Source organism: Mycobacterium sp. IDUB_5, assembly GCF_055419565.1.
Genome location: NZ_JBVAXX010000001.1, coordinates 531,889 through 553,389, shown reverse-complemented (window position 1 = coordinate 553,389; position 21,501 = coordinate 531,889). Strand labels below are relative to the sequence as shown.

Below are 21,501 nucleotides of genomic sequence, written 5' to 3'. Positions count from 1 at the left end.
GGCTCAGCGCTGGTTGCGCGGCTGCCAGACAACCAGCGCTGTGCTCTTGGGCCGAGGTTGGGCACGCAGGTGCTCGACCTCGGCGGTGAGTTCACGCACCCGCGCCTGCAGCGCCTCGACCTGATTGGTCAGCTCGATGATGCGCTTGATACCGGCCAGGTTGACACCCTCGTCCTGCGACAGCCGTTGAACCTCACGCAGAAGGTCGACGTCGCGCTGCGAATAGCGCCGTCCCCCACCGGATGTCCGCTCCGGGCTGACCAGGCCGAGCCGGTCGTAGGTGCGCAGCGTCTGCGCATGCATACCGGCCAGCTCGGCCGCGACCGAGATCAGGAACGTCCTGGCCTGGTCATTGTGGTCTTTGCGCCCGGGACTCACTGGACACCGGCCCATCCCGCCCGCGGATCGAAGCCGCTGGCGCGCTCGGCTTGTGCGTAGGCCTCCAACGCTTCGGCGGCCTCACCTTCGAGATTCGACGGCACGGCCACCTTGACGGTGACCAGCAGGTCGCCGTTGCCACCGGAGCGTTTGGGCACGCCGCGACCGCGCACCCGCAGGATGCGTCCGTCCGACGTCCCCTTGGGCACCCGGACCCCGACCTTGCCTTCCAGCGTCGGCACGGACAGCGTTGTGCCCAAAGCCAACTCGTGGAAGCTGACGGGCACGGTGACCGTCAGGTCGTCGCCGTTGCGGCCGAACACCTTGTCGGGGCGCACATGCACGGTGACGTAGAGGTCACCTGACGGGGCACCGCGTAACCCGGCCTCACCTTGCCCGGCAAGCCGGATGCGTTGTCCGTCTTCGACTCCCGGCGGGATCCGCACGTTGATGGTGCGCGTGCGGGTGGTCACGCCGGTGCCTTTGCACTCGTCGCAGGGGTGCTCGATGATCGACCCGCTGCCACGGCATTCCGTGCACGGCTCGGAGAAGCCGAAGGCGCCCTGATTACGGCTGACCACGCCGGCGCCGTTGCAGTTCGGGCAGACCTTCGGGCTGGTGCCGGGGCGGGCACCGCTGCCGTGGCAGTTCGTGCACGGGGCAGGGCTGGTGAGCCGCAACGGCATCGCCACACCCTTGGTGGCCTCGAGAAAACTCAGCTCGGTCTCGGTCTCGAGGTCGTTGCCCCGCCGGGGACGGCTCGGACGCGGCTGCTGCGCGCCGCGACCGAACAACCCACCGAACAGGTCACCGATGTTCGCACCGCCGGTCTGACCGGCCGCATCGAACAGGTCGTTGAGGTTGAACTCCTGACCGTCGCCTGCACCGAACCCGCCGAATCCGCCACCGCCGCCGCTGTAGCGGCCCCGGCCGAATCCGCCACCCGCGAAGAGCCGACGGGTCTCGTCGTACTCCTTACGTTTGGCGGGGTCGGTCAGCACTTCCTTGGCCTCCGAGGCGGCCTTGTACCGCTCCTCGGCCGCGGCATTGCCGGGGTTTCGGTCGGGGTGGTTCTCGGCGAGAATCTTTCGGGCAGCCCGCTTGATCTCGTCCTGGCCGGCGTCGGAGGCGACGCCGAGCTCCTTGTAGAAGTCCTTTTCAACCCATTCACGCTGGGCCATACCGCGTCACCTCCTCACCCTTTCGCATACCTGTGTGTTGCGGTTTCAATTCCTATGATTCTGATGGGTTTTGCGGCTCTTGGTCGGCATTCGCCGATCCTGCCGCGTCGGGCACGGTGTCGACGACGCCCACCATCGCGTGGCGAACGACGTGATCGCCGACGGTGTAGCCGCGCCGCATGACCGTCCCGACCACCGGATGGGTGCCGTCGCCTTCGTGCTGCACCGCTTCGTGCAGCGACGGATCGAAGGCGTCGCCCTCCTCGCCGAACGGCTTGAGACCCAACCCTTCGAGGGTCGAAACCAGCTTGTCCGCAACGGCTTTGAGCGGCCCGGAGTCCAGGTCGCCGTGTGCGCGGGCCCGCTCGAGATCGTCGAGCACGGGCAGCAGCTGGGTCACCACGTGAGCCTTGGCCCGCTCGGTGGCCACCTGCTGGTCGCGCAGCGACCGCTTGCGGTAGTTCGCGAAATCGGCTTGCACCCGCTGCAGGTCGGCCAGCAGCTCGGCCGCCTGGTCCTGCGACTCCTCGGACGCGGTCGGCACCTCCTCAGCCGGCCCGGAGGCCGGCTCAGGTGCGTCGCGCACCTGGCCGGTCTGCGGGTCTATACGGCGTTTGTCGGTGACGGTGATCGGTTCCTGCTCGTCACTCACTTGCGCTCCTGATCGTCCTCAACAACCTCGGCGTCGACAACGTCATCGTTGGAGCTCGAGCTCGAGCCACCCGGGGCGTCGCCGCCCGCGGAGCCCTGCTCGGCCTGGGTGGCCTCGTAGATCGCCTGGCCCAGGGCCTGGCTCTCGGTGCCCAGCTTCTCCATCGCGGACTTGATCGCCGAGATGTCGGTGCCGGCGAGGGCGGACTTGGCCTCGGCGATGGCGCCGTCGACCTTGGTCAACGTGTCCTCGGAGACCTTCGACCCACCTTCGGAGGACGCTGCACTGCGTTGTTCGGCGACGAACTTCTCCGTCTGGTAGACCAGCGACTCCGCCTGGTTGCGGACGTCGGCCTCTTCGCGACGCTTGCGATCCTCGTCGGCGTGCGCTTCGGCGTCCTTGATCATCCGGTCGATCTCTTCCTTGGAGAGGCCGGAGCCCTCCTGGATCTTGATCGTGTTCTCCTTGCCGGTGCCCTTGTCCTTGGCCGTGACGTGCACGATGCCGTTGGCGTCGATGTCGAAGGTGACCTCGATCTGGGGCACACCGCGCGGAGCCGGCGGGATGCCGGTCAGCTCGAAGCTGCCGAGCAGCTTGTTGTGCGCGGCGATCTCACGCTCGCCCTGGAACACCTGGATCTGCACAGACGGCTGGTTGTCGTCGGCCGTGGTGAACGTCTCGGACCGCTTGGTCGGGATCGTGGTGTTGCGCTCGATGAGCTTGGTCATCACGCCGCCCTTGGTCTCGATACCCAGGCTCAGCGGGGTGACGTCGAGCAGGAGCACGTCCTTGACCTCGCCCTTAAGCACGCCGGCCTGCAGGGCAGCTCCGACCGCTACGACTTCATCGGGGTTGACGCCCTTGTTGGGCTCCCGGCCGCCGGTCATCTCCTTGACGAGCTCGGACACCGCAGGCATACGGGTCGAGCCACCGACCAGCACGACGTGATCAATGTCGCCGACGGCGATGCCGGCGTCCTTGATCACCTGCTGGAACGGCTTGCGGGTGCGGTCCAGCAGATCCTGGGTGATGCGCTGGAACTCGGCGCGCGTGAGCTGCTCGTCGAGGAACAACGGGTTCTTGTCCGCGTCGACGGTGATGTAGGGCAGGTTGATCGAGGTGCTCTGCGAGCTCGAGAGCTCGATCTTGGCCTTCTCGGCCGCTTCACGCAGCCGCTGCATCGCCATCTTGTCCTTGGTCAGGTCAATACCCGCGGTGCTCTTGAACTTGTCGACGAGCCATTCGACGATCCGGTCGTCCCAGTCGTCGCCACCGAGGTGGTTGTCACCGGAGGTCGCGCGGACCTCGACGACACCCTCGCCGATCTCGAGCAGGGACACGTCGAACGTGCCACCACCGAGGTCGAACACCAGGATGGTCTGCTCCTTCTCGCCCTTGTCCAGGCCGTAGGCCAGCGCGGCCGCGGTCGGCTCGTTGACGATGCGGAGCACGTTGAGGCCGGCGATCTGGCCGGCTTCCTTGGTGGCCTGCCGCTGGGCGTCGTTGAAGTACGCGGGCACGGTGATCACCGCGTCAGCGATGTCCTCCCCCAGGTAGGACTCGGCGTCGCGCTTGAGCTTCATCAGCACGCGGGCGCTGATCTCCTGCGCGGTGTAGTTCTTGCCGTCGATCTCCACGGTCCAGTCGGAGCCCATGTGCCGCTTCACCGAACGGATCGTCCGGTCGACGTTGGTCACCGCCTGGTTCTTGGCGGGCTGACCGACCAGTACCTCGCCGTTGCGCGCGAACGCGACGACCGACGGGGTGGTGCGGGAGCCCTCGGAGTTCGCGACGACGACGGGGTCGCCGCCCTCCAGAACTGCGACGACGGAGTTGGTGGTCCCGAGGTCGATGCCGACCGCACGAGCCATAGTTACTGCCTCCTGATTAGACGAAACGTGTGTACTGAGTGCACCAGGCTCAAGACTGCTCTTCGAAGGCGGGCCCTGTCAAGCAGAACTTGAGTCGATGCCACTCAACTGTCGAAGGTGTCAACGGGTCGGCGGCGAGATTTGTTCCCAGGGCGTGACACCCACCGCGAAAGTGCACTCACCGTCGCTGCAACGCGCCTTCAACTACCGCCAGGGCACTTTCGCGATGGCTGGGCGCATCGCGGGCGCAGTCACGGCTGCGATCGCGCGCGATTCACGACCATGGCTTCTCACTGGGTGGCAGGTCAGCCGAACGCCAGCTGCAGACCTGTGAACGCCAGCACCCCGAAGGACGAGTCGCCGAACACCGACAGTGCCGCGAGCACGGCGACGAGGGCGGCGCCCAGTCCGCAAGCCGACAGGAACTCCGCAGGGGTCCGCGCCTCTTCAGCTGTCATGACTCCATGCTGGCCGCCGCGCAGCCTGCCGCGCGCGAGTACTTCTACGCCGACCGCGAGTCACTCCCGTCACACGGATAACACGCTGCGTAGGCTGGGGCAGGTGAACACGCGGCTGGTGGCGACAGGGTTGTTGGCCGTCGCCGCGCTCACCGGCTGCCAGTCCTCGATCGACGGCACCGCCACCCGCAGCCCGGACACCGGCATCGAGCCGAACTTCCCCACCCCCCGGCCCAGCCGTTCGACGCCGCCGCCCAGCCCTCCCACACCTGCACCGCCGTCCACGACCATCCGCGCACCGTCGGGTGAGGTGCTCAGCCCACAGAACGGCTACGTCTTCATCCAGACCAAGTCCGGCAAGACCCGCTGCCAGCTCGACGAGCAGGAGGTCGGCTGCGAGTCGGCCTTCACCAACGCCCCCGAGGTCGAGGGCGAGCCGGCCAACGGCGTACGCCTGACCGCCGACGGCCGGGTCAGCTGGGTGCTCGGCAATCTCGGCGCCATCCCGGCCGTCACGTTGGACTACAGCACCTACTCCGCACTCGGGTGGACCATCGACGCGACAGAGGACGGCACCACCTTCACCAACGACGGCACCGGGCACGGCATGACGATCAGCACCGAGGGTGTCGAGAGCTTCTAGGGTTTGACCCGCCCGGTGCGCCGGGAACAGGCGGTGGGTGCACACACACGACCTCGTTGTCATCGGGGCCGGCTCGGGCAACATGGTCATCGACGACCAGTTCGCCGATCTGGACGTCGCGATCATCGACGATCGAAAGTTCGGCGGCACCTGCGTCAACTACGGATGCATCCCGTCGAAGATGCAGTCCTACACCGCTGCGGTCGCCGACACCGTCGCTGCGGCCGGGCATTTCGACATCGACGCCGGCAACCCGCGCATGCGCTGGTCGGACGTCCGGAATCGCGTCTTCCGTCGCACCGACGCGCTGGCCGATGAGGGTGAACAAGGGCGCCGAGACAGTGATTTCATCAGCGTCTACCACGGGCACGCGCGCTTCACGGGTCCGCGCCGGGTGGAGGTTGCGACGGACGACGGCACCGTCGAGATCGCAGGCGAGCGGATCGTGATCGCGGCGGGAAGCCGCCCGGTGGTGCCCGACGCCGTCGCGGACTCGGGTCTGCCTTACGAGACATCCGACACGGTGATGCGACGCGACGCGCCACCTGAGCATCTCGCAGTGCTCGGCGGCGGCTACATCGCCGCCGAGCTCGCGCACGTCTTCTCCGCCGCCGGCAGTCGCATCACGATCATCGAGAAGTCGGGGCGACTTCTGGGAAGTCCGCAAGACGACGCCGTGCGCGACGTGTACACGGACCTGATGCGCGACACCTACGACCTGCGGTGCGGCACGGCGCTCGTCACAATCGCCGGCAGGCCAGGGGATCTGACGATCGAGCTCGACGACGGCACGTCGGTGAAGGCCGACACGCTGCTGGTCGCCGCGGGACGCCGCTCCAACAGCGACCGCCTCGATGTCGAGAAGGCCGGCATCGACACCCACGACGACGGCCGCATCGCCGTGGACAGCTACTGCCGCACCTCCGCCGAGGGGATCTTCGCCCTCGGCGACGTCAGCACCCCGATCCCCCTCAAACACGTCGCCAATCGCGAGGCCGGCATCGTCAAGCACAATCTGCTGTACCCCGACGACCTCCGGGAGATCATTCACGACCTGGTGCCGTCGGCAGTGTTCACCAACCCCCAGATCGCGTCGGTCGGGCGGACCGAAGACGACTGTCGGCGTGAGGGACTCGAGTACCGCGTCGGCATCGCCGAGTACTCCGATGTGGCCTACGGATGGGCCATGCAGGACACGACGGGGCTGTGCAAGGTGCTCACCGAACCCGGCGGAGCGATCCTGGGCGCCCATCTGATCGGCGGCCAGGCCGCCAGCCTGATCCAGATCTTCGTCGTCGCCATGAACTTCGGCATCACCGCACAGGACCTTGCAGGCCGGCCCTACTGGATCCATCCGGCGCTCACCGAAGTCGTCGAAAACGCACTGTTGAACCTCCAGGAGTCAGCCACATGACTGTCGATCCGTTCGTCCTGGTGCTCTTCGGCGCCCGCGGCGACCTTGCCCGCCGGATGCTGTTCCCCAGCATCTACCGGCTCGCCGCAGCCGGGCACTTCCCCGACGAGTACGCGATCGTCGGATCGGGACGCAGCGCACCCGACAGCATCGACGCCTTCCGCGAGTCGGTCCGCACCGGGCTGTCGGAGTCGATCGATGATCTCGACGCCGACGTCGCCGACAAGCTGTTGCAGCGCCTGTCTTTTCAGACCTCGAATGCCGACGACGGCGCCGATCTGGCGTCGGCGGTGTCCGCCGCCAAGTCCGATCTCGGCGCAGACGCCCAGACGGTGATCTATCTGTCGGTGCCACCCACGGCAATGGAGTCGATGATCGCGATGCTGGGCCGTGAAGGGCTCGCCACCGACGCCCGGATGATCATCGAAAAGCCCTTCGGCACCGATCTCGACAGTTCGCGCGCTCTCGATGCCACGGTGTCGTCTGTCACCGAAGAGAGCTTGGTCTACCGCATCGATCACTTCCTGGGTAAGGAGGCCGTGCAGAACATCCTCGCTCTGCGCTTCGCCAATGCGATCCTCGAATCCGCCTGGAACAGAGACAATGTCGAGTCGGTGCAGATCGATGTTCCCGAGGACCTCGGACTGGAGGGCAGGGGCAGCTTCTACGAGTCCACCGGATGTTTTCGGGACATGGTGACCACCCACCTGTGCCAGGTGCTCGGGTTCGTCGCGATGGAAAGGCCGGAGACGGTGGACGCCGACGCGCTGCGAGAAGCCAAAGCCGCGGTGTTCCAGGCGATGCGCCCGCTGGACCCCGACCGGGTGGTCTTCGGACAGTACGACGGTTACCGCGACGACGAAGATGTCGCAGATGATTCGCAGGTGGAGACCTTCGTGGCCCTCGAAGCTTTCGTCGACAACGAGCGCTGGCGCGACGTGCCGTTTTATCTGCGCACCGGAAAAGCACTGGCAGACAATCGACGCAGCGTCACGATGACGTTCCGCACGCCGCCGTCCCCGTTCACCGGAGACGCGCCGGAGCCTGACGAGCTCGGACTCGAGCTGAGTCAAAAGCCCTCGGCCACAGTTGTTCTCAACGTCAAGCGGCCTGGAGCGGACACCGTCGTCGAACCGCTGCGCACCCAGCTCGACGTGGCCCGGACCGACCACCAGGACGACGCGCTCGAGGCTTACGAGCGGCTGCTGCTCGATGTCATGCGCGGCGATCAGACACTGTTCGCCCGGGGCGACGAGGTGGACCGGCTCTGGCAGGTGTGCCAACCCGTTCTCGACAATCCGCCGTCCGTGCAGCCCTATGCCCAGGGGTCGTGGGGCCCAGAATCCGCGCTGACGCTGCCCGGCCCTCGCGGGTGGCGGCTACCTGATGCCTGATGGCCCGTCGATCGCGCAACACGGATTGATCGGCGATCTGCGGACGTGCGCGCTGGTCGCCACCGACGGCACCGTCGACTGGTTCTGCGCGCGGAGGTTCGACTCCCCCAGTGTCTTCGGCGCGATCCTCGACACCGACTCTGGCGGTAGCTGGACACTGACACCTGTCTGCGACAGTGCCGCGTCCCACCAGTTCTACCTGCCCGAATCAGCCACGCTGATCACCCGATTTCTGACAGAGCACGGCGTGATCGAGATACACGACTTCATGCCGGTGCTGCGGGCGGGCGACGAGGAGCACCGACAGCGTCTGGTGCGCCGGATCGTCGCGGTGCGAGGCACCACGACCCTGCGGATGACCCTCGACGCGCGGCCGGACTACGGCAGAACGCGGTTCGCCGTGACATCGCGCGCCGGCAGGATCGACTTCCGCTCCGACGAGTTGGCGATGACGCTGACCCCGACCATCGATGTCACCGTGGACGACGGCGTGGTCAGCGCCGAGTTCACGGTGCGCACCGGTGAGGTGACGGAGTTCGTGCTCGAGGTGCTCGACAGCCCCGACGCCGACACCGATGACGCTCACGACGTGGACGCCCTGTTCGAGGCCACCGCCCGGTTCTGGCGGAGCTGGCTGGCGAAGTCACGCTACCGAGGGCGCTGGCGCGAGATGGTGGAGCGCTCTGCGATCACGCTGAAACTGCTCACCCACGAGCCGTCCGGCGCGATCATCGCGGCACCCACCACCAGCCTGCCGGAAACCATTGGTGGCGAGCGTAACTGGGATTACCGGTACGTGTGGATGCGCGACGCGGGATTCAGCCTGTACGCGCTGCTGCGGCTGGGCTTCAACGACGAGGCCAACGCCTTCATCGAATGGCTGTCGCGGCGGCTGGGCCGATGCGAGCGGGAAGCCGACGGCCTGGGGCCGCTGCGGGTGCTCTACGACATCGACGGCAACACGCCCGAGGAGATCGAACTCGACCATCTCCGTGGGCATCTGGACTCGAAGCCGGTACGGATCGGCAACGCCGCAGCCGAGCAACTCCAGCTCGACATCTACGGCGATCTGATCGATTCGGTGTACCTGTTCAACAAGTACGGCGCCGGAATCAGCCACGACGCCTGGTCCGACGTCAGCTACGTGATCGGCTGGGTGGTCGACAACTGGCAGCGCGACGACGCCGGGATGTGGGAGGTCCGCGACGGCGACAAGGCGAACACCACGTCGAGGCTGATGTGCTGGGTCGCGCTGGAACGCGCCATCCGGATCGCCCGGCAGCGCGGTCTGCCCGCCGACCTGGTGACCTGGTCGCGGGTCCGCGACGAGATCTACGACCGGATCATGACAGCGTGCTGGAACGCCGAGCTGGAGACGTTCACCCGGTTCGAGGACGACGACACGCTCGACGCGGGTGTGCTGCTGATGCCGATGGTCAAGTTCATCTCGCCGATCGATCCGCGGTTCCTGTCGACTCTGGCCGCCATCGAACGCCAGCTGGTCACCGACAGCCTGGTCTTCCGGTACGACGACAGCGACGGCCTCGACGGAAAGGAGGGCACGTTCTCGTTGTGCACCTTCTGGTACGTCGAGGCACTCACTAGGGCGGGGCGGCTGCGGGACGCGCAGCTGGCGCTGGAGAAGATGTTCACGTATGCCAACCATGTGGGTCTCTACGCTGAACAAGTGAGCGCCACCGGTGATCAGGTCGGCAACTTCCCACAGGCCTTCACCCACCTGTCGTTGATCAGCGCCGCGATCAACCTCGATCGCGCGCTCGGCTGAAAGGAACTGCACCCATGACCGTCGCGCAGCGGGAACGTGCCGCCCTGGTGTCCACGTTCCGCACCCTCTCGCCCGACTCCCCGACGCTCTGCGACGGATGGGACGCCCGCGAACTGGCCGCCCATCTCGTCGTGCGGGAACGCCGCCTCGACGCCGCGCCCGGCATCCTCATCCCCGCGCTCGCCGGCTACACCGATCGGGTGCAGAAGCAGGTGTCCGCGGCGTCGGACTGGGATGCCCTCGTCAACCAGGTGGCCGAGGGTCCCCCGCTGTATTCGCCGTTCAAGCTGCTCGATCCGATCGCCAACGTGGCCGAGATGTTCATCCACCACGAGGACGTCCGCCGGGCACGCCCGGGCTGGGAACCCCGCCCGCTCGACGATCAGACCGTCTCTGCGCTGCGCCGTCCCGTCGGGATGATGGCGCGGATGACGCTGCGGCGCTCCCCCGCGAAGGTGGTCTTGCAGACGCCGCAGGGCCAGCGCCTCGCCACGGTGGGACGCGGCCCCATGCTGACGGTCATCGGGGACCCGGGTGAGCTGCTGTTGTTCATCACCGGCCGCGACGAAGCCCAGGTCGAGTTCGACGGCCCGCCCGAGCTGGTGGCCACGGTGAAGTCCGCCCGCGGCGGACTGTGACAGAGGAGAAAGCCATGGACTTCCGTATCTTCGTCGAACCCCAGCAGGGCGCCACGTACGCCGATCAGCTCGCCGTCGCACAGGCGGCCGAGAGCGCCGGCTACTCCGCCTTCTTCCGATCCGACCACTACGTCGCGATGAGCGGCGACGGGCTGCCCGGCCCCACCGACTCCTGGGTGACGCTCGCAGGCCTGGCCCGCGAGACGACGTCGATCCGACTCGGCACGATGGTCACCTCCGCGACGTTCCGCCACCCGGGTCCGTTGGCCATCTCGGTCGCTCAGGTCGACGAGATGAGCGGCGGCCGTGTCGATTTCGGCATCGGCGCGGGCTGGTTCGAAGCTGAGCACAAGGCGTATGCGATCCCGTTCCCGCCGCTGGGCGAGCGGTTCGACCGGCTGACCGAGCAGCTCGAGATCATCACCGGGTTGTGGACCACCGAGACCGGCGAGACCTTCGACTACGACGGCACGCACTACAGCATCGCGGACTCGCCGGCACTGCCCAAGCCGGCGCAGTCGCCGCATCCGCCGATCATCATCGGCGGCGGCGGCGCCAAGCGGACACCGGCGCTGGCGGCACGCTTCGCGAAGGAGTTCAACATCCCGTTCGCGCCACTGGACACGGTGAAGACCCAGTTCGGCCGGGTGGCCGACGCGGTCGAGGCGGCGGGCCGACCGGCGGATTCGATCGTGTACTCCGCGGCGTTCGTGGTGTGCGCGGGCCGGGACGACGACGAGATCGCTCGCCGCGCCGCTGCCATCGGCCGCGAGGTCGACGAACTGCGCAGCAACTCCCCCGCAGTCGGCTCCCCCGACGAGATCGTCGACAAGCTCGGACCCTTCGTCGAGGCCGGCGTCCAGCGGGTGTACCTGCAGCTCCTCGACATGTCCGACCTCGACCACGTCGACTTCTTCGCCGAGTCCGTCGTCCCCCAGTTCGGCTGACTCAGCGGATCGGGCCGGCCCGCGGTTACTATCGGTGGCCGTGACCAGGCCGGATCGAGACGAGGGCGCGCATCGCGATCCGTCGGACGTTCCGTGGCACAACCGCACCTCGACGCTTCTCGGCGTCAGCGTGGTGGGATTGGCGGTCATCGCGGCGCTGGTCGCGGGCGGGCTCTGGCTCGGTCGGCAGTTCTCCGGTCCTGAGCCGGCACCGCTGAACTACGTCGACCCGACGTTCTCGTCGAACTCGGCGCCGGCGTCGTCGACACCGACCACCACGGGGACGATCACCAGCACCAGCCCCCCGGTGACCACCGACATCAATCCGGAGTCGACGCCGCCGACCACCACGGATTCCGACACGTCGAGCACATCCCGGCCACCCCGCACGTCACGCACCCGCGACGATGACGACGACGGCGACACCACGACGACGCGCAAACGGCCGAGGACCAACGTGACACGCACGCTGTACCCGGGGACGTAGCGGGCGAGAGCCCTACTATCGGGATCCGTGGCGCGAAACGGATCCGGTGACGACGACAACTACTACTCCGACGACGACGAGACCCAGCTCAGCAGCTACGGTCAACCCGGCTATCAGGACGACTACCAGGCTGAACACGCTCAGCCGACGCCCTGGTACCGCAAGCCCGCTGCGCTGGTGGCGTTCGGAGCGCTCGGCGCGGTCATCGTCGCGCTGATCATCTTCGGCCTCGCGAAGGCCATCACCGGGGACGCCCCGTCGGAGCCGACGACCGCGTCGCTGACCCCGCTGACATCGAGTTCGGCGCCGGCTGTCGCGCCGAGTTCGACCACGGACAAGACGACCGCGACCTCCACCGAGACGACAGCTCCGACGACGACCACCACGACACCGACGACGACCGAGACCACTGCGCCGACGACGACCACGGCGACGACAACGCCCTCGACATCGGTGAGTACGAGTACCAGTACGAGCACCGTCACGCAGACGGAGACTGCGACACAGACGGTGACGCAGTCGTCGGCTCCTCCACCGGCGCCGTAGCCGTAGTCGTCGCGGGTGCCTCGCTGGTGGGCGCCTCGCTGGAGGGTGCCGGGGTCGACGGCTCAGGCGCCTGGGTCGACGTCTGCGTGGGTGTCTGCGTCGGGGTCGGTTCTGGCGTGGACGGCGGGGCCGACGACGGCGCAGGCTCGGGACTCGGCTTCGGCGTTGGTGCGGGGAACGTGAACTGCGGCAACGGAATTCTCGGCCACACAGGAGCGGGTGCCGCCGGGGCGGGCGCCGGCGCAGGAGCCGGTGCGGGTGCAGCGGGAGCCGGCGCGGGAGCTGCTTCCTTGGCGACCACCTGACCCTGCGGAGCCGCCGGCGCGGGGGCGGCCTGGACCGCGACCTGCTGGGGTGCCGGCGCGGCGGCCTGGACCGCCTGCGTGACGGTATCGGCCGGCGGTGCCTCCGCCGGGGGTGCCGCGGAGGGCTCCAGCGCGTGCATGGCGACGGGCGTGCTGATGCCCGACGCGGCCGTGGTCTCGTCGCTGCGGGCGATCTGGCTGGTCAGCATCACCGCAGCCGTCGCGATCGCCGCAGCACACGCCGCGCCCGCGAGCCACACCGGTGCCGCCACACGCTTCGTCGCCGGGCTCTCTGCGGCGGACTCATGACTGAACTGCACGACAGGTCGCGCCGCCGCCCCGGTGTCCGCAGCCGGCATGGCGAATTCGGTCTCTGCCGCGTCGTCGTCCTCGGCCGACCAGGCCAGCGCAGGGACGAGCGGCGCGAGGACGGTGTCGTGCGCGGGCGCCGCGATGGTGACGGCCTGCTGGTCGAGACCGCGTCGGGCGAGCAGCTCGGCGCCGGCGGCCGCGGCGATCTGCGGGTGCGCGGTGGTGCGGACCGGGCAGCGCAACGCGTCGGAGAGCCGCTGTGTCACCAGTGGAATACGCGCTCCGCCACCGACAGTGACGACAGCGACGGGAACGACGCGGGCGCGGTGCACGATGTCGACGATCGTCGCGATCAGGCGATCGAGGGGCTCGTCGATCAGCGCCTCGAGTTCACCGCGCGTCACGCGGACGGGACCGCGAGCCCCGGCCAGCGCGGTCGCAGTCACCTGCGACAGCCGCTCTTTGGCGGCCCGGCTCTCGGCCCGCAGATCGTGCAGTGAGGCCACGGCAGAGGTGCCGGCCGGGTCGAGGTTCAGCCCGTCGACCACGTGGCGCAGCACCGCCTGGTCGATGAGGTCGCCGGAAAAGTCATCGCAGCGCACGGTCGGCCCGATCGGCGCGAACCCGGCACCGGCGTCTGCGAGCGTGATGTTCGTGCCGCCGGCACCGAGGTCACAGAGAAGCACCACGCCACGCGCCGGCAGGCCGGCTCCGGCCGCCACCGCGGTCAGCGCTGCGGTCGTGTCGGGCACGACGCGCAGGTGGGGGGCAGCGGCACTCAGCGCGGCGATCGCGCCGGCGGTCCAGTGCCCGGGCACCGCGATGGCGCCGACCTGCGGGCGCCGCCGAGGAGCTGCGTGCCGGGTAGCGGCCTCGATCGCGGCGGCGACCAGGCGGTCGGCACGGTGTGCGGAACCGTCGGCGGCCAGCATGGGCACCGGGTCCCCGACGCGGTCGAGGAAACCGGTCACCGTGACGCCGGGCCGGACCGTCACCGCCGTGGGCCGGACGATCGGCCGGCCGTCGGCCACCGCGACGACGTTCGCCGAACCCAGCGAAATCCCCACAGAAGAACGCATACCTGTCCATCGCTCGGCGCGGCCGAAACGTTAAGCGCGCGAGCGCACTCAGGAATAGCCGGCGACCAGCGCTTCGGCACTGCGCACCGCGGCCCGGCAGGCCCGCGTCGTGAAGGGGTCGTTGAGGGGGTGCTCGGCGCGGCGACGCCAGCGTTGCGCCGCGGCGAACGCCGCCCGGGGACCGTCGTCGGAGGTCTCCGGCGTCAGGCCCAGCCGACTTGCGGCGTCGGCGCCCGACCCGCCGATCAGCCGTCGCAGCGAGGCCATCTCGTCGGGGTTCAGCGTCGTCGGGCGGGACCTCAGCGCGCTGAGCAGTCGCAGCTCCTCGAAGGCGTGCGTGTCGGCGAGCAGCGGCTCGATGTCGGCGAGGATGTGCGGTGTCGCGGGGATCGGGTTGCGGGTGACGATCTCCCGCAACGTCAGCAGCGCGGTGTGCGCCTTCAGCAGCTCCGAGCGCTGGGCGAACTGCTGGTCGATCACCTCGCGCAACGCGACCAACCCGCTGCGTTCCAGCAGCTCCTCGGCCAGGGCCACCGAGTCGCCGACCCCGGCGCGCAGCACCGCGATCGAGATCCGGATGCCGAACATGCCGAAGCGGTCGAGCAACGCAGCCCGGGTCGCGGCGTCGACAGGCAGGGCCGGGCTTCCTTCAGCGTCCTCTCGGACGAACCGGTCGACCGACAGCATCGCCTTCGCCAGCTCTGCGCCCTCGACCCCGGCGAGCTTCTCCAGCGCGACGAACTCGCTCTGTCGCAGGGTCCGGGCGGTCAGCGCGAGCAGGCCGGACACCGGCACCACGGCCTGGCAGATCCCGGTGCGGTCCATCTCGGCGGTGAACCGCTGCGCGACGTCGCGGGCGGACATCATCGCGTCGATGCGGCCTGCCCCGATCTCGTCGGCCCGGGAGGCGACCCCGATGACGCCGAGGGCGCCGGCCGAGCCGCCGACCAGGTCCCCGATCTGTTGGAGCAGCGCGATGTCGGCGGCGTTGAGGGTGCGCAGCAGGAAGACGACCGCGTCGACGCGCGGTATCCCGTCGGCGGGGACCAGCAGTCGCAGCGTGCGGGCGGACACGTCGCGCGACAGCGACGACGTGCCGGGGGTGTCGATGATCGTCGCGTCGACCAGCTCGGCGGCCGGCCACTCCACGTCGAGGTCGACGACGTCCTCGGGGTCGAGCCGGGCCAGGTCGAAGGTCAGACCCCGGTCGGTCGGGTCACGCGTGATCGGCACGTTCGAGCGGTGGCCGTTGTGGTGGTTGGCGCTCACCCGCGGGGTGGGCCCGTGCCGGAACCACGTCACGATGCGGGTGGCCTCGGTGGCGTCGGTCGGGGCGATGGTGTCCCCGACGAGGGCGTTGACCAGCGTGGACTTGCCGGCCTTGAGGGTGCCGGCAAGCGCGATGCGCATCGGCTGGTTGAGCCGGTGGCCGACGCGGGCGAGCTCGTGATGCAGGGCGGGGCGGTCGCGGTAGGAGGGGTCGGCACGGTAGGCGGCGATGGTGCCGCCGAGGATCGCCCGCACGCGGTCGCTGGTGCTCAGTGCCGTCCCGTCCTGCTCGCCCGACTGTCTAGCTCTTCGAGCTTAGTGACCCTTCGACGGCGAGTTTGTCGGCGTGCTCGACCACCTGGCGCAGGATGTTGAGCTGCCTTTCGAGTTCCTTGACCCGGCCTGCGTGTTCGCTCTCGGCCACCTTGGCCGCGGCCAGCGTCGCCTGCAGCGACTCGTTGAGCGAGCGGCTGGTCTGATTGGCGATCCCGCGGTAGTGGTCGCGCAGCTGACGCTGGATCCCCTTGAGCCGGTCGCGGGACTCCTTGCCGACGACGAACGCGACGTCGTCGACGAATCGGCGCACGTTGGTCTTGGCCTCGTTGCGCACCCGCATCATCCGGTTCTCCATGTCCTCCTTGTAGGCCTTGCGGCCCAGCACGAGGCCGGCACCCAGTGACAGCGGGTTGAACATGCCCAGCCCGGCGAACGAGGTCAGCATGCCGAACATCAGCACGCCGCCGTAGGAGCCGCGCATGCCGGTGACGATCTTGTGGCCGGTCTTGATCGGCTTGGCCTCGAGGTGGGCCAGTGACGAGAACTCGGCGAATTCCGCACCCATGGCGCGCGGGTCGAGGGCGGGCATCCGGACGGAGTCGAGCCCGGCTTCGGAGAACGTGCGGGCCACTTCGGCGGCCAACGCCTCGGCGCGCCGGTAGGCCCACACGAAGTTGTCGCCGACCGCGGTGGCCACCGCCTCTTCCAGTTCGGCGCCGATCTCGGCCCACTGCAGCGTCGGATCGCCGGCATCGATCACCGCTTCGGTGTGGAAGGTGATGGTTCGAAACCGTTGCCGCAGATCGTGATCCACGTCGGCTGTCAGGTCGGCGATGCCGTCGGAGAGCACCTGCTGCCACAGCGCGGTCTGCTGCAGCGCATCCTGGGCCTCCTGCTTGCGGGCTTCCAGGTCGGCGGTCAGCTTCTCGCGGGTGTGCGGGTCGTTGAGCGCGGCGAGTTCGGCCTGCGCGGCGAGCATCAGGTGTTCTGCGGCGGCGCGGATGTCGCCGAGAGCGTGGTCGCGCACCCGGTCCTTCTGCCTACCGAGCACCTCCTCGGAGAGGAACTTCACGATCGCCGGGAAGTTGGACTCCTCGTTGAGTTCCTTGTCGTTGAGCTGGACGGCGTGGCTGCGCAGGACCGACGACGCGGGGATCATCGCCGTGGTGACGCCGGCCCGGCGCAGGTGTGTGGTGTTGGCGTCGACCACCTGGCGCCAGTGCGGGTAGAGGTCGGTCTTGGTCGCGACGATCACGGCGACGGGGCACACCTCGAGGGCTTGGCGAAGGAACGTCATCTCCGGTTCGGTGAACTCGGCGCTGGTGTCGCTGACCAGCACCATGGCGTCGGCATCGGGCAGCAGGCCCAGCGTGGCCGACAGGTGCGGTTGGCCGTGTCCGCCCACCCCGGGGGTGTCGACGAACGCGAGGCCACCTTTGAGCAGCGGGCTCGGCGCGGTCACTTCGATGCGCAGCACCTCACGGCCGCGGGCCACCGGAGCGCGACGCAGGTCGGTGCCCAATTCGGTGACCGGGATCTCGACCAGCTCCGGCTCGTCGCCACCCGCGCGAGCGACCACCAGGCGGGCCGACGCCGGATCGCCGTAGGACACCACAGTGGGCAGCACCGTCGACTCGTCGTCGCCCACACGCGCCACCGGCATGTTGAGCAGCGAGTTCAGCAGGTGGCTCTTGCCCTGCTTGAGCTGGCCGGCGATCACGACGCGGATCTGCGGGTCCTCGACACGAGTCTTGGCCCGGGCGAGCCGGGCGACCAGGTCCCCGCGCTGGCGGGTCTCGGCGATCGCCTTCGTGTGGTCGAGAAGCTCGATCAGCACGCGGGTCGGTTGGGTCATGTACCCCTCCTTCGCCTTCGCTCTGGATGTCAACGGTAAACGCCGAGCTGGCGGGGACCGGTGCGGTCCCCGCCAGCGGGTGGGTGGATCAGAACGCGTCGAGAACGGGGTTGTGGGAGGCCACATCGTTGTGAGACGCGACGTCCGGGTTGTGCGAGGCGATGTCGGTGTGCGACGACAGCCCGGCCTCGTTGCCCGAGAACAGCGACGTGTCGGTGTGGTTGCCCGACCCGATCGCGGTCTCGTTGCCCGACCCGATGTTCGACTCGTAGCTCGAGGAGTGGTCCTCGATCGACGTGTCGTGCGAGGTCTCGGTGTTCACCGAGGTGTTGGTCGACGAGTCCACCGAGTTGTGGCTTCCGGAGTCACCACCGATGGTGGTCTGCGTTCCGCTGTTGGCGTGGCTGTCCGAGACGATGATCGAACCGGCGTTGCCGCCGTCACCGCCTGCGGAGTTGCCGCTGCCGATGCCGAGCAGGCTGCCGCCGCCGTGCGAGCCGCCGCCGTTGCCGCCGGACAGATCGTTGTCCTTGATCACGGCGCCGGAGTTGCCCGAGACCACGTCACCGCCCGCGTGCTGGCTGTTGTCCTCGATCTCGTTGCCGCGGCCGACCGCGACGTGCGAGCCCGACCCGGCGAGGATGTCGCCGTTGTTGACGTCATTGTTGTTGCCGAGGACCGCGCCGTCACCGCTGACGATGTCGCCCTTGTTGTCTCCGTCGACCACGACGCCACCGTTGGTGGCGGTGTTGGTGCTCTTGTCACCCAGGGTGATGTCACCGAAGCCGAGGTTGAAGGCGCCGTTCTGGGCGTTCGCGCCGGCGTCCTGCACCGGGCTGGCGACCGGGATGTTGTTGTGGCTGGCCAGGTCGGTGTTCGTCTCGGGGGCGAAGGTGTTCTGCGGGGCCCAGGAGGTCTGGGGCGAGAACGGAGAGGCGAAGTTGGAGGCCAGCTGGTGGTGGTCGGCCACGGCGCGCTGCAGTCCGACGATCGGGTCGCCGCCGCCGAGTGCGTATCCGGCCGGTGCGGCGGTGGCCGCGACCGAGGCGAGCTGCGCGGCGGTGACGTTCGGCAGGCCGGCGTCGCGCAGGGCACCGTCAGGGTCGACGACGAACGAGGCGGCCGACGCCGGGCTGCGGAACAGGTCGAGGATGAAGTCGATCAGGGTCGTCATGGAAGTGCCTTTCTGGTGTGTCCGGGGCAATCCGCCGGTCCGTTCCCGGCGATCTGGAGACCACGTTATGGACTGCGCGGCGGCCCGGAAACGGGGATGACACCCGCCGCTGCAGATCCCCCATACGGGATTCGCAGCCACCCCCGTTAGGGGATTAGGGGGTCAGCAGGGGATCGGGGGGAATCTCCCGTTCGCGCAGCTCAACACACAAAAAGCCCGCGCAGACAGGTCTGCGCGGGCTTTTCGGGCGGCGTTTGTCAGAAGAGATCGACATCGGGCAGGTGATCGATCAGGTGGACATCGTGGACACCATCGATGCCACCGCTGACGTCGTGGGCCCACTGCTCTGCGACCATCGGCTCGGCGAGCCCCAGGTGCTCGGCCCCCGGGTCCTCTAGCTGCACCGATGGAACCTCGGGTGACGTGTCGACGGCCGACATCAGGTCCAGGGGTTCGTCGAGATGGTCGACGATGGTGGGCACGGAATGTTCGGTGTCGATCACGGAGGTGGTGGGCACGTGGTCGTCGAACGCATCGAACGCGGCGGTGGCGGCTCCGCTGGACCAGACGTTGGATACGTGATCGATTCCCGGGTCGGCGCTGAACACGTCGACGCTGTGCACCGGCGCAACCGTCGAGATCGATTCCGCGACCACCGGGAGGAGATTCTGCACGTCGACGCTGGTCACATCCGTCAGATGGGCGTCGGCGAGAGCCTGCGCCGGATCGGCGGCATACGCGGCCGCTGCGGCAGGATCGCGCACCAGCGACACCACGAAATCGACCAGTGAGTTCGCCACGTCCTGACCTTCCCCTCGATATGACCTTGGCAGCTTGTGTGCTCCGATGCTATCGGTGCGGTGGCCTCGACGGATCGGTGTTCGACCCACCTCGCAGGTGGGGCCATTAGGGGATGGCCCGTTAGGGGCTTCGGCGACACTAGGGGCGCTTGCCTGTTCACCCCGCCTCCCACCGTTAAGGTGGTGTGCGGTCCGAGCATCGGACCGACCCGACGGGGCCGAGGAGGGGACACCACCGCCATGACCGAACCACTGGGATTGTCGATCGGGATGACGAACCTGGTGGCCGCGCGCGTCGGCCGGCCACCGGTGACGCGCCGGTCGATCCTGACCGTCTATCCCGATCGTGCACCTGAGGTCGGAATCCCGACCGACGCGACGCGCCCCGGACTGGTGTTGAGCGGTTTCGTCGACCGTGTCGGCGATCCGGTTCCGCTGGTGGCTGCCGACGGGTCGGCGCACCGCGGCGAGGTCGTCCTCGCCGAGGCGCTGGCAGCGATGGCGCGTCTGGTCGACGGCGGCTCTCCGGTCGCGATCGCCGTGCCCGCGCACTGGGGGCCGGGAACGCTGGGCGCGTTGCGGGGCGCGCTGCGATCCCGCCCGATCCTCGCCCCCGACGGTGTGCCCGCCGCCCTCATCCCCGACGCCTCCGCAGCCCTGGCCGCACTGCAGGCCGCGCCGGGTCTGCCGGATCAGGGGGTGGTGGTGCTCGTCGATTTCGGTGGCAGCGGCACCAGCGTCACGCTCGCCGACGCGGGAGCCAACCTCGATCTGGTCGGCCAGACGGTGCGGTATCCGGACTTCTCCGGCGACGCGGTCGACCAGCTCCTGCTCGACCATGTGCTGTCCGGCATCGCCGACGCCAACGACGCGGATCCGGCGGGCACGGCCGCGGTCGGCTCGCTGGCCCGGCTGCGCGACGAATGCCGCAAGGCCAAGGAGCGACTCTCTGAGCAGACGGCGACGGTGGTGCCTGCCGAGCTGCCCGGCGTCCGGTCGGACATCCGGGTCACTCGACCCGAACTCGAGCAGCTGATCACCGAACCCCTCGGCGGTCTCCTCGGTGTCATCGACGAAGCCCTGCAGCGGGCCGCGGTCCCGGCGGCCAACGTCGCAGCCATCGCGACCGTCGGGGGTGGAGCCGCCATACCCGTTGTCACACAACGGCTTTCAGATCGCCTGCGGGCACCGGTGATCACCACGCCGGAGTCGGGGCTCAACGTCGCGGCGGGTGCGGCACTGGTGGCCAACCAGAGTCTCGACGCCCAGGCCGCGACCGGTCTGGCGCCCGCAGCCGGTGAGCCGACCGCGATGGCACCGGCGGCATGGGCCGCGGGCGCAGCGGGTCTGGCTGCCGGGCAGGCCGCCGACGACGGGGCCGCATCGGCGACGTTCCGTGCGTTGGCGTGGTCTCAGGACGACGATCTGGGGAGCGAGCCGGTCCCCTACACCGGCGCGGATTACGTGGCCTCCCCCGATCCGGCCCGGCCATCGGTGGCGTTCGCCCCGGAAGACGACCGGCTCGACGAGCCCGCGCCGCTGGCCTGGTACAAGCGCCCGCCCGTGCTGTTCGGCATCGCTGCCGCCGCTGCGCTGCTGGCGGCAGGCGGGTTGGCCATCACGCTGACCAGCTCCGACGGAGACCCGGGCACGGTCACCGAGACCGCCACACCTCCCGCGGCGTCCTCGCCCGTGGAGCTGCCCCCGCCGGTCACCACGGTGACGATCGGCCCCGATGGCGTCGCGACCACGACGGTGAGCCAGCCCCCGCCACCACCGCCGCCGTCGACCACCGACACCACGGCTCCGTCGTCGTCGACCACCACGACGGCACCGACCACCACCACGACGACGAGCACCACGACGACCACCACGCAACCGACCACGACGACGACGCGCACCACGACGACCCGTCCGACGACCACGACGCAACCGCCGACCACCACGGCGGCTCCTCCGACGACGACGGCCGCGCCGCCCACGACGGAGGCTCCGCCGGTGACCACGACGGTCGTCCCGGACGCCGGCGCCTGACC

The 21,501-nt window shown here is 68.9% G+C and carries 19 protein-coding genes; 8 read left to right on the top strand and 11 right to left on the bottom strand.

What is annotated here, in order from left to right:
* Positions 1 to 3: 3 nt before the first annotated feature.
* From ACZY1G_RS02665 to ACZY1G_RS02645, 5 genes are all read right to left on the bottom strand, one after another.
* Positions 4 to 393 carry a heat shock protein transcriptional repressor HspR gene (locus ACZY1G_RS02665; RefSeq protein ID WP_463813484.1) on the bottom strand — a complete coding sequence of 130 codons (390 nt, stop codon included), beginning with the start codon at positions 391 to 393 and terminating at the stop codon, positions 4 to 6.
* Positions 375 to 1,559, bottom strand: a complete 1,185-nt coding sequence (gene dnaJ / locus ACZY1G_RS02660) for a molecular chaperone DnaJ (protein WP_463813483.1) — start codon at positions 1,557 to 1,559, stop codon at positions 375 to 377. Before dnaJ ends, ACZY1G_RS02665 begins: the two co-directional genes overlap by 19 nt.
* A gap of 52 nt (positions 1,560 to 1,611) precedes the next feature.
* Positions 1,612 to 2,211 carry a nucleotide exchange factor GrpE gene (grpE, locus tag ACZY1G_RS02655; RefSeq protein ID WP_463821528.1) on the bottom strand — a complete coding sequence of 200 codons (600 nt, stop codon included), beginning with the start codon at positions 2,209 to 2,211 and terminating at the stop codon, positions 1,612 to 1,614.
* The gene (gene dnaK, locus ACZY1G_RS02650; protein ID WP_463813481.1) at positions 2,208 to 4,082 is read right to left on the bottom strand and encodes a molecular chaperone DnaK; all 1,875 of its coding nucleotides are present in this window, start codon (positions 4,080 to 4,082) and stop codon (positions 2,208 to 2,210) included. Before dnaK ends, grpE begins: the two co-directional genes overlap by 4 nt.
* A 305-nt stretch (positions 4,083 to 4,387) precedes the next feature.
* Positions 4,388 to 4,540: a hypothetical protein gene (locus ACZY1G_RS02645; protein ID WP_463813480.1), complete on the bottom strand. Its 153-nt coding sequence runs from the start codon at positions 4,538 to 4,540 to the stop codon at positions 4,388 to 4,390.
* Between the two features lie 103 nt (positions 4,541 to 4,643).
* Here ACZY1G_RS02645 and ACZY1G_RS02640 point away from each other — a divergent pair, with 103 nt between their 5' ends.
* Genes ACZY1G_RS02640 through ACZY1G_RS02610 form a run of 7 tightly spaced genes read left to right on the top strand, consistent with a single transcriptional unit; the run spans position 4,644 to position 11,849 of the window.
* The gene (locus ACZY1G_RS02640; protein WP_463821527.1) at positions 4,644 to 5,183 is read left to right on the top strand and encodes a hypothetical protein; all 540 of its coding nucleotides are present in this window, start codon (positions 4,644 to 4,646) and stop codon (positions 5,181 to 5,183) included.
* A gap of 37 nt (positions 5,184 to 5,220) precedes the next feature.
* Complete coding sequence (locus ACZY1G_RS02635) at positions 5,221 to 6,597, top strand: mycothione reductase (RefSeq protein ID WP_463821526.1); 1,377 nt, start codon at positions 5,221 to 5,223, stop codon at positions 6,595 to 6,597.
* Positions 6,594 to 7,991: a glucose-6-phosphate dehydrogenase gene (zwf, locus tag ACZY1G_RS02630; RefSeq protein WP_463821525.1), complete on the top strand. Its 1,398-nt coding sequence runs from the start codon at positions 6,594 to 6,596 to the stop codon at positions 7,989 to 7,991. Before ACZY1G_RS02635 ends, zwf begins: the two co-directional genes overlap by 4 nt.
* Positions 7,984 to 9,777 (top strand): glycoside hydrolase family 15 protein, encoded by a 1,794-nt coding sequence (locus ACZY1G_RS02625; protein ID WP_463821524.1) that lies wholly within the window; start codon positions 7,984 to 7,986, stop codon positions 9,775 to 9,777. The genes zwf and ACZY1G_RS02625 overlap by 8 nt, the downstream gene beginning before the upstream one ends.
* A 14-nt stretch (positions 9,778 to 9,791) precedes the next feature.
* Positions 9,792 to 10,415 carry a TIGR03085 family metal-binding protein gene (locus ACZY1G_RS02620; protein ID WP_463821523.1) on the top strand — a complete coding sequence of 208 codons (624 nt, stop codon included), beginning with the start codon at positions 9,792 to 9,794 and terminating at the stop codon, positions 10,413 to 10,415.
* A 14-nt stretch (positions 10,416 to 10,429) separates the two neighbouring features.
* Positions 10,430 to 11,362 (top strand): LLM class F420-dependent oxidoreductase, encoded by a 933-nt coding sequence (locus ACZY1G_RS02615; RefSeq protein WP_463821522.1) that lies wholly within the window; start codon positions 10,430 to 10,432, stop codon positions 11,360 to 11,362.
* Positions 11,363 to 11,402: 40 nt separating this feature from the next.
* Positions 11,403 to 11,849: a hypothetical protein gene (locus tag ACZY1G_RS02610; RefSeq protein WP_463813473.1), complete on the top strand. Its 447-nt coding sequence runs from the start codon at positions 11,403 to 11,405 to the stop codon at positions 11,847 to 11,849.
* A gap of 140 nt (positions 11,850 to 11,989) precedes the next feature.
* Here ACZY1G_RS02610 and ACZY1G_RS02605 read toward each other — a convergent pair whose 3' ends face one another.
* The 6 genes from ACZY1G_RS02605 to ACZY1G_RS02580 form a co-directional block, all read right to left on the bottom strand.
* Positions 11,990 to 12,334, bottom strand: a complete 345-nt coding sequence (locus ACZY1G_RS02605; RefSeq protein ID WP_463821521.1) for a hypothetical protein — start codon at positions 12,332 to 12,334, stop codon at positions 11,990 to 11,992.
* Positions 12,331 to 14,091 carry an Hsp70 family protein gene (locus ACZY1G_RS02600; RefSeq protein WP_463813471.1) on the bottom strand — a complete coding sequence of 587 codons (1,761 nt, stop codon included), beginning with the start codon at positions 14,089 to 14,091 and terminating at the stop codon, positions 12,331 to 12,333. Before ACZY1G_RS02600 ends, ACZY1G_RS02605 begins: the two co-directional genes overlap by 4 nt.
* A 48-nt stretch (positions 14,092 to 14,139) precedes the next feature.
* Complete coding sequence (locus ACZY1G_RS02595) at positions 14,140 to 15,633, bottom strand: dynamin family protein (RefSeq protein ID WP_463821781.1); 1,494 nt, start codon at positions 15,631 to 15,633, stop codon at positions 14,140 to 14,142.
* A gap of 28 nt (positions 15,634 to 15,661) precedes the next feature.
* Positions 15,662 to 17,491: an isoniazid-induced dynamin-like GTPase IniA gene (gene iniA, locus ACZY1G_RS02590; protein WP_463821520.1), complete on the bottom strand. Its 1,830-nt coding sequence runs from the start codon at positions 17,489 to 17,491 to the stop codon at positions 15,662 to 15,664.
* An 88-nt stretch (positions 17,492 to 17,579) separates the two neighbouring features.
* Positions 17,580 to 18,665, bottom strand: a complete 1,086-nt coding sequence (locus ACZY1G_RS02585; RefSeq protein WP_463813469.1) for an IniB N-terminal domain-containing protein — start codon at positions 18,663 to 18,665, stop codon at positions 17,580 to 17,582.
* Between the two features lie 257 nt (positions 18,666 to 18,922).
* Complete coding sequence (locus tag ACZY1G_RS02580) at positions 18,923 to 19,465, bottom strand: Rv0340 family IniB-related protein (RefSeq protein WP_463821519.1); 543 nt, start codon at positions 19,463 to 19,465, stop codon at positions 18,923 to 18,925.
* A 240-nt stretch (positions 19,466 to 19,705) separates the two neighbouring features.
* Between ACZY1G_RS02580 and ACZY1G_RS02575 the strand changes: the two genes are divergently transcribed.
* On the top strand, positions 19,706 to 21,499 hold the full coding sequence (locus ACZY1G_RS02575) for an Hsp70 family protein (protein ID WP_463821518.1): 1,794 nt from the start codon (positions 19,706 to 19,708) through the stop codon (positions 21,497 to 21,499).
* Positions 21,500 to 21,501: the final 2 nt, after the last annotated feature.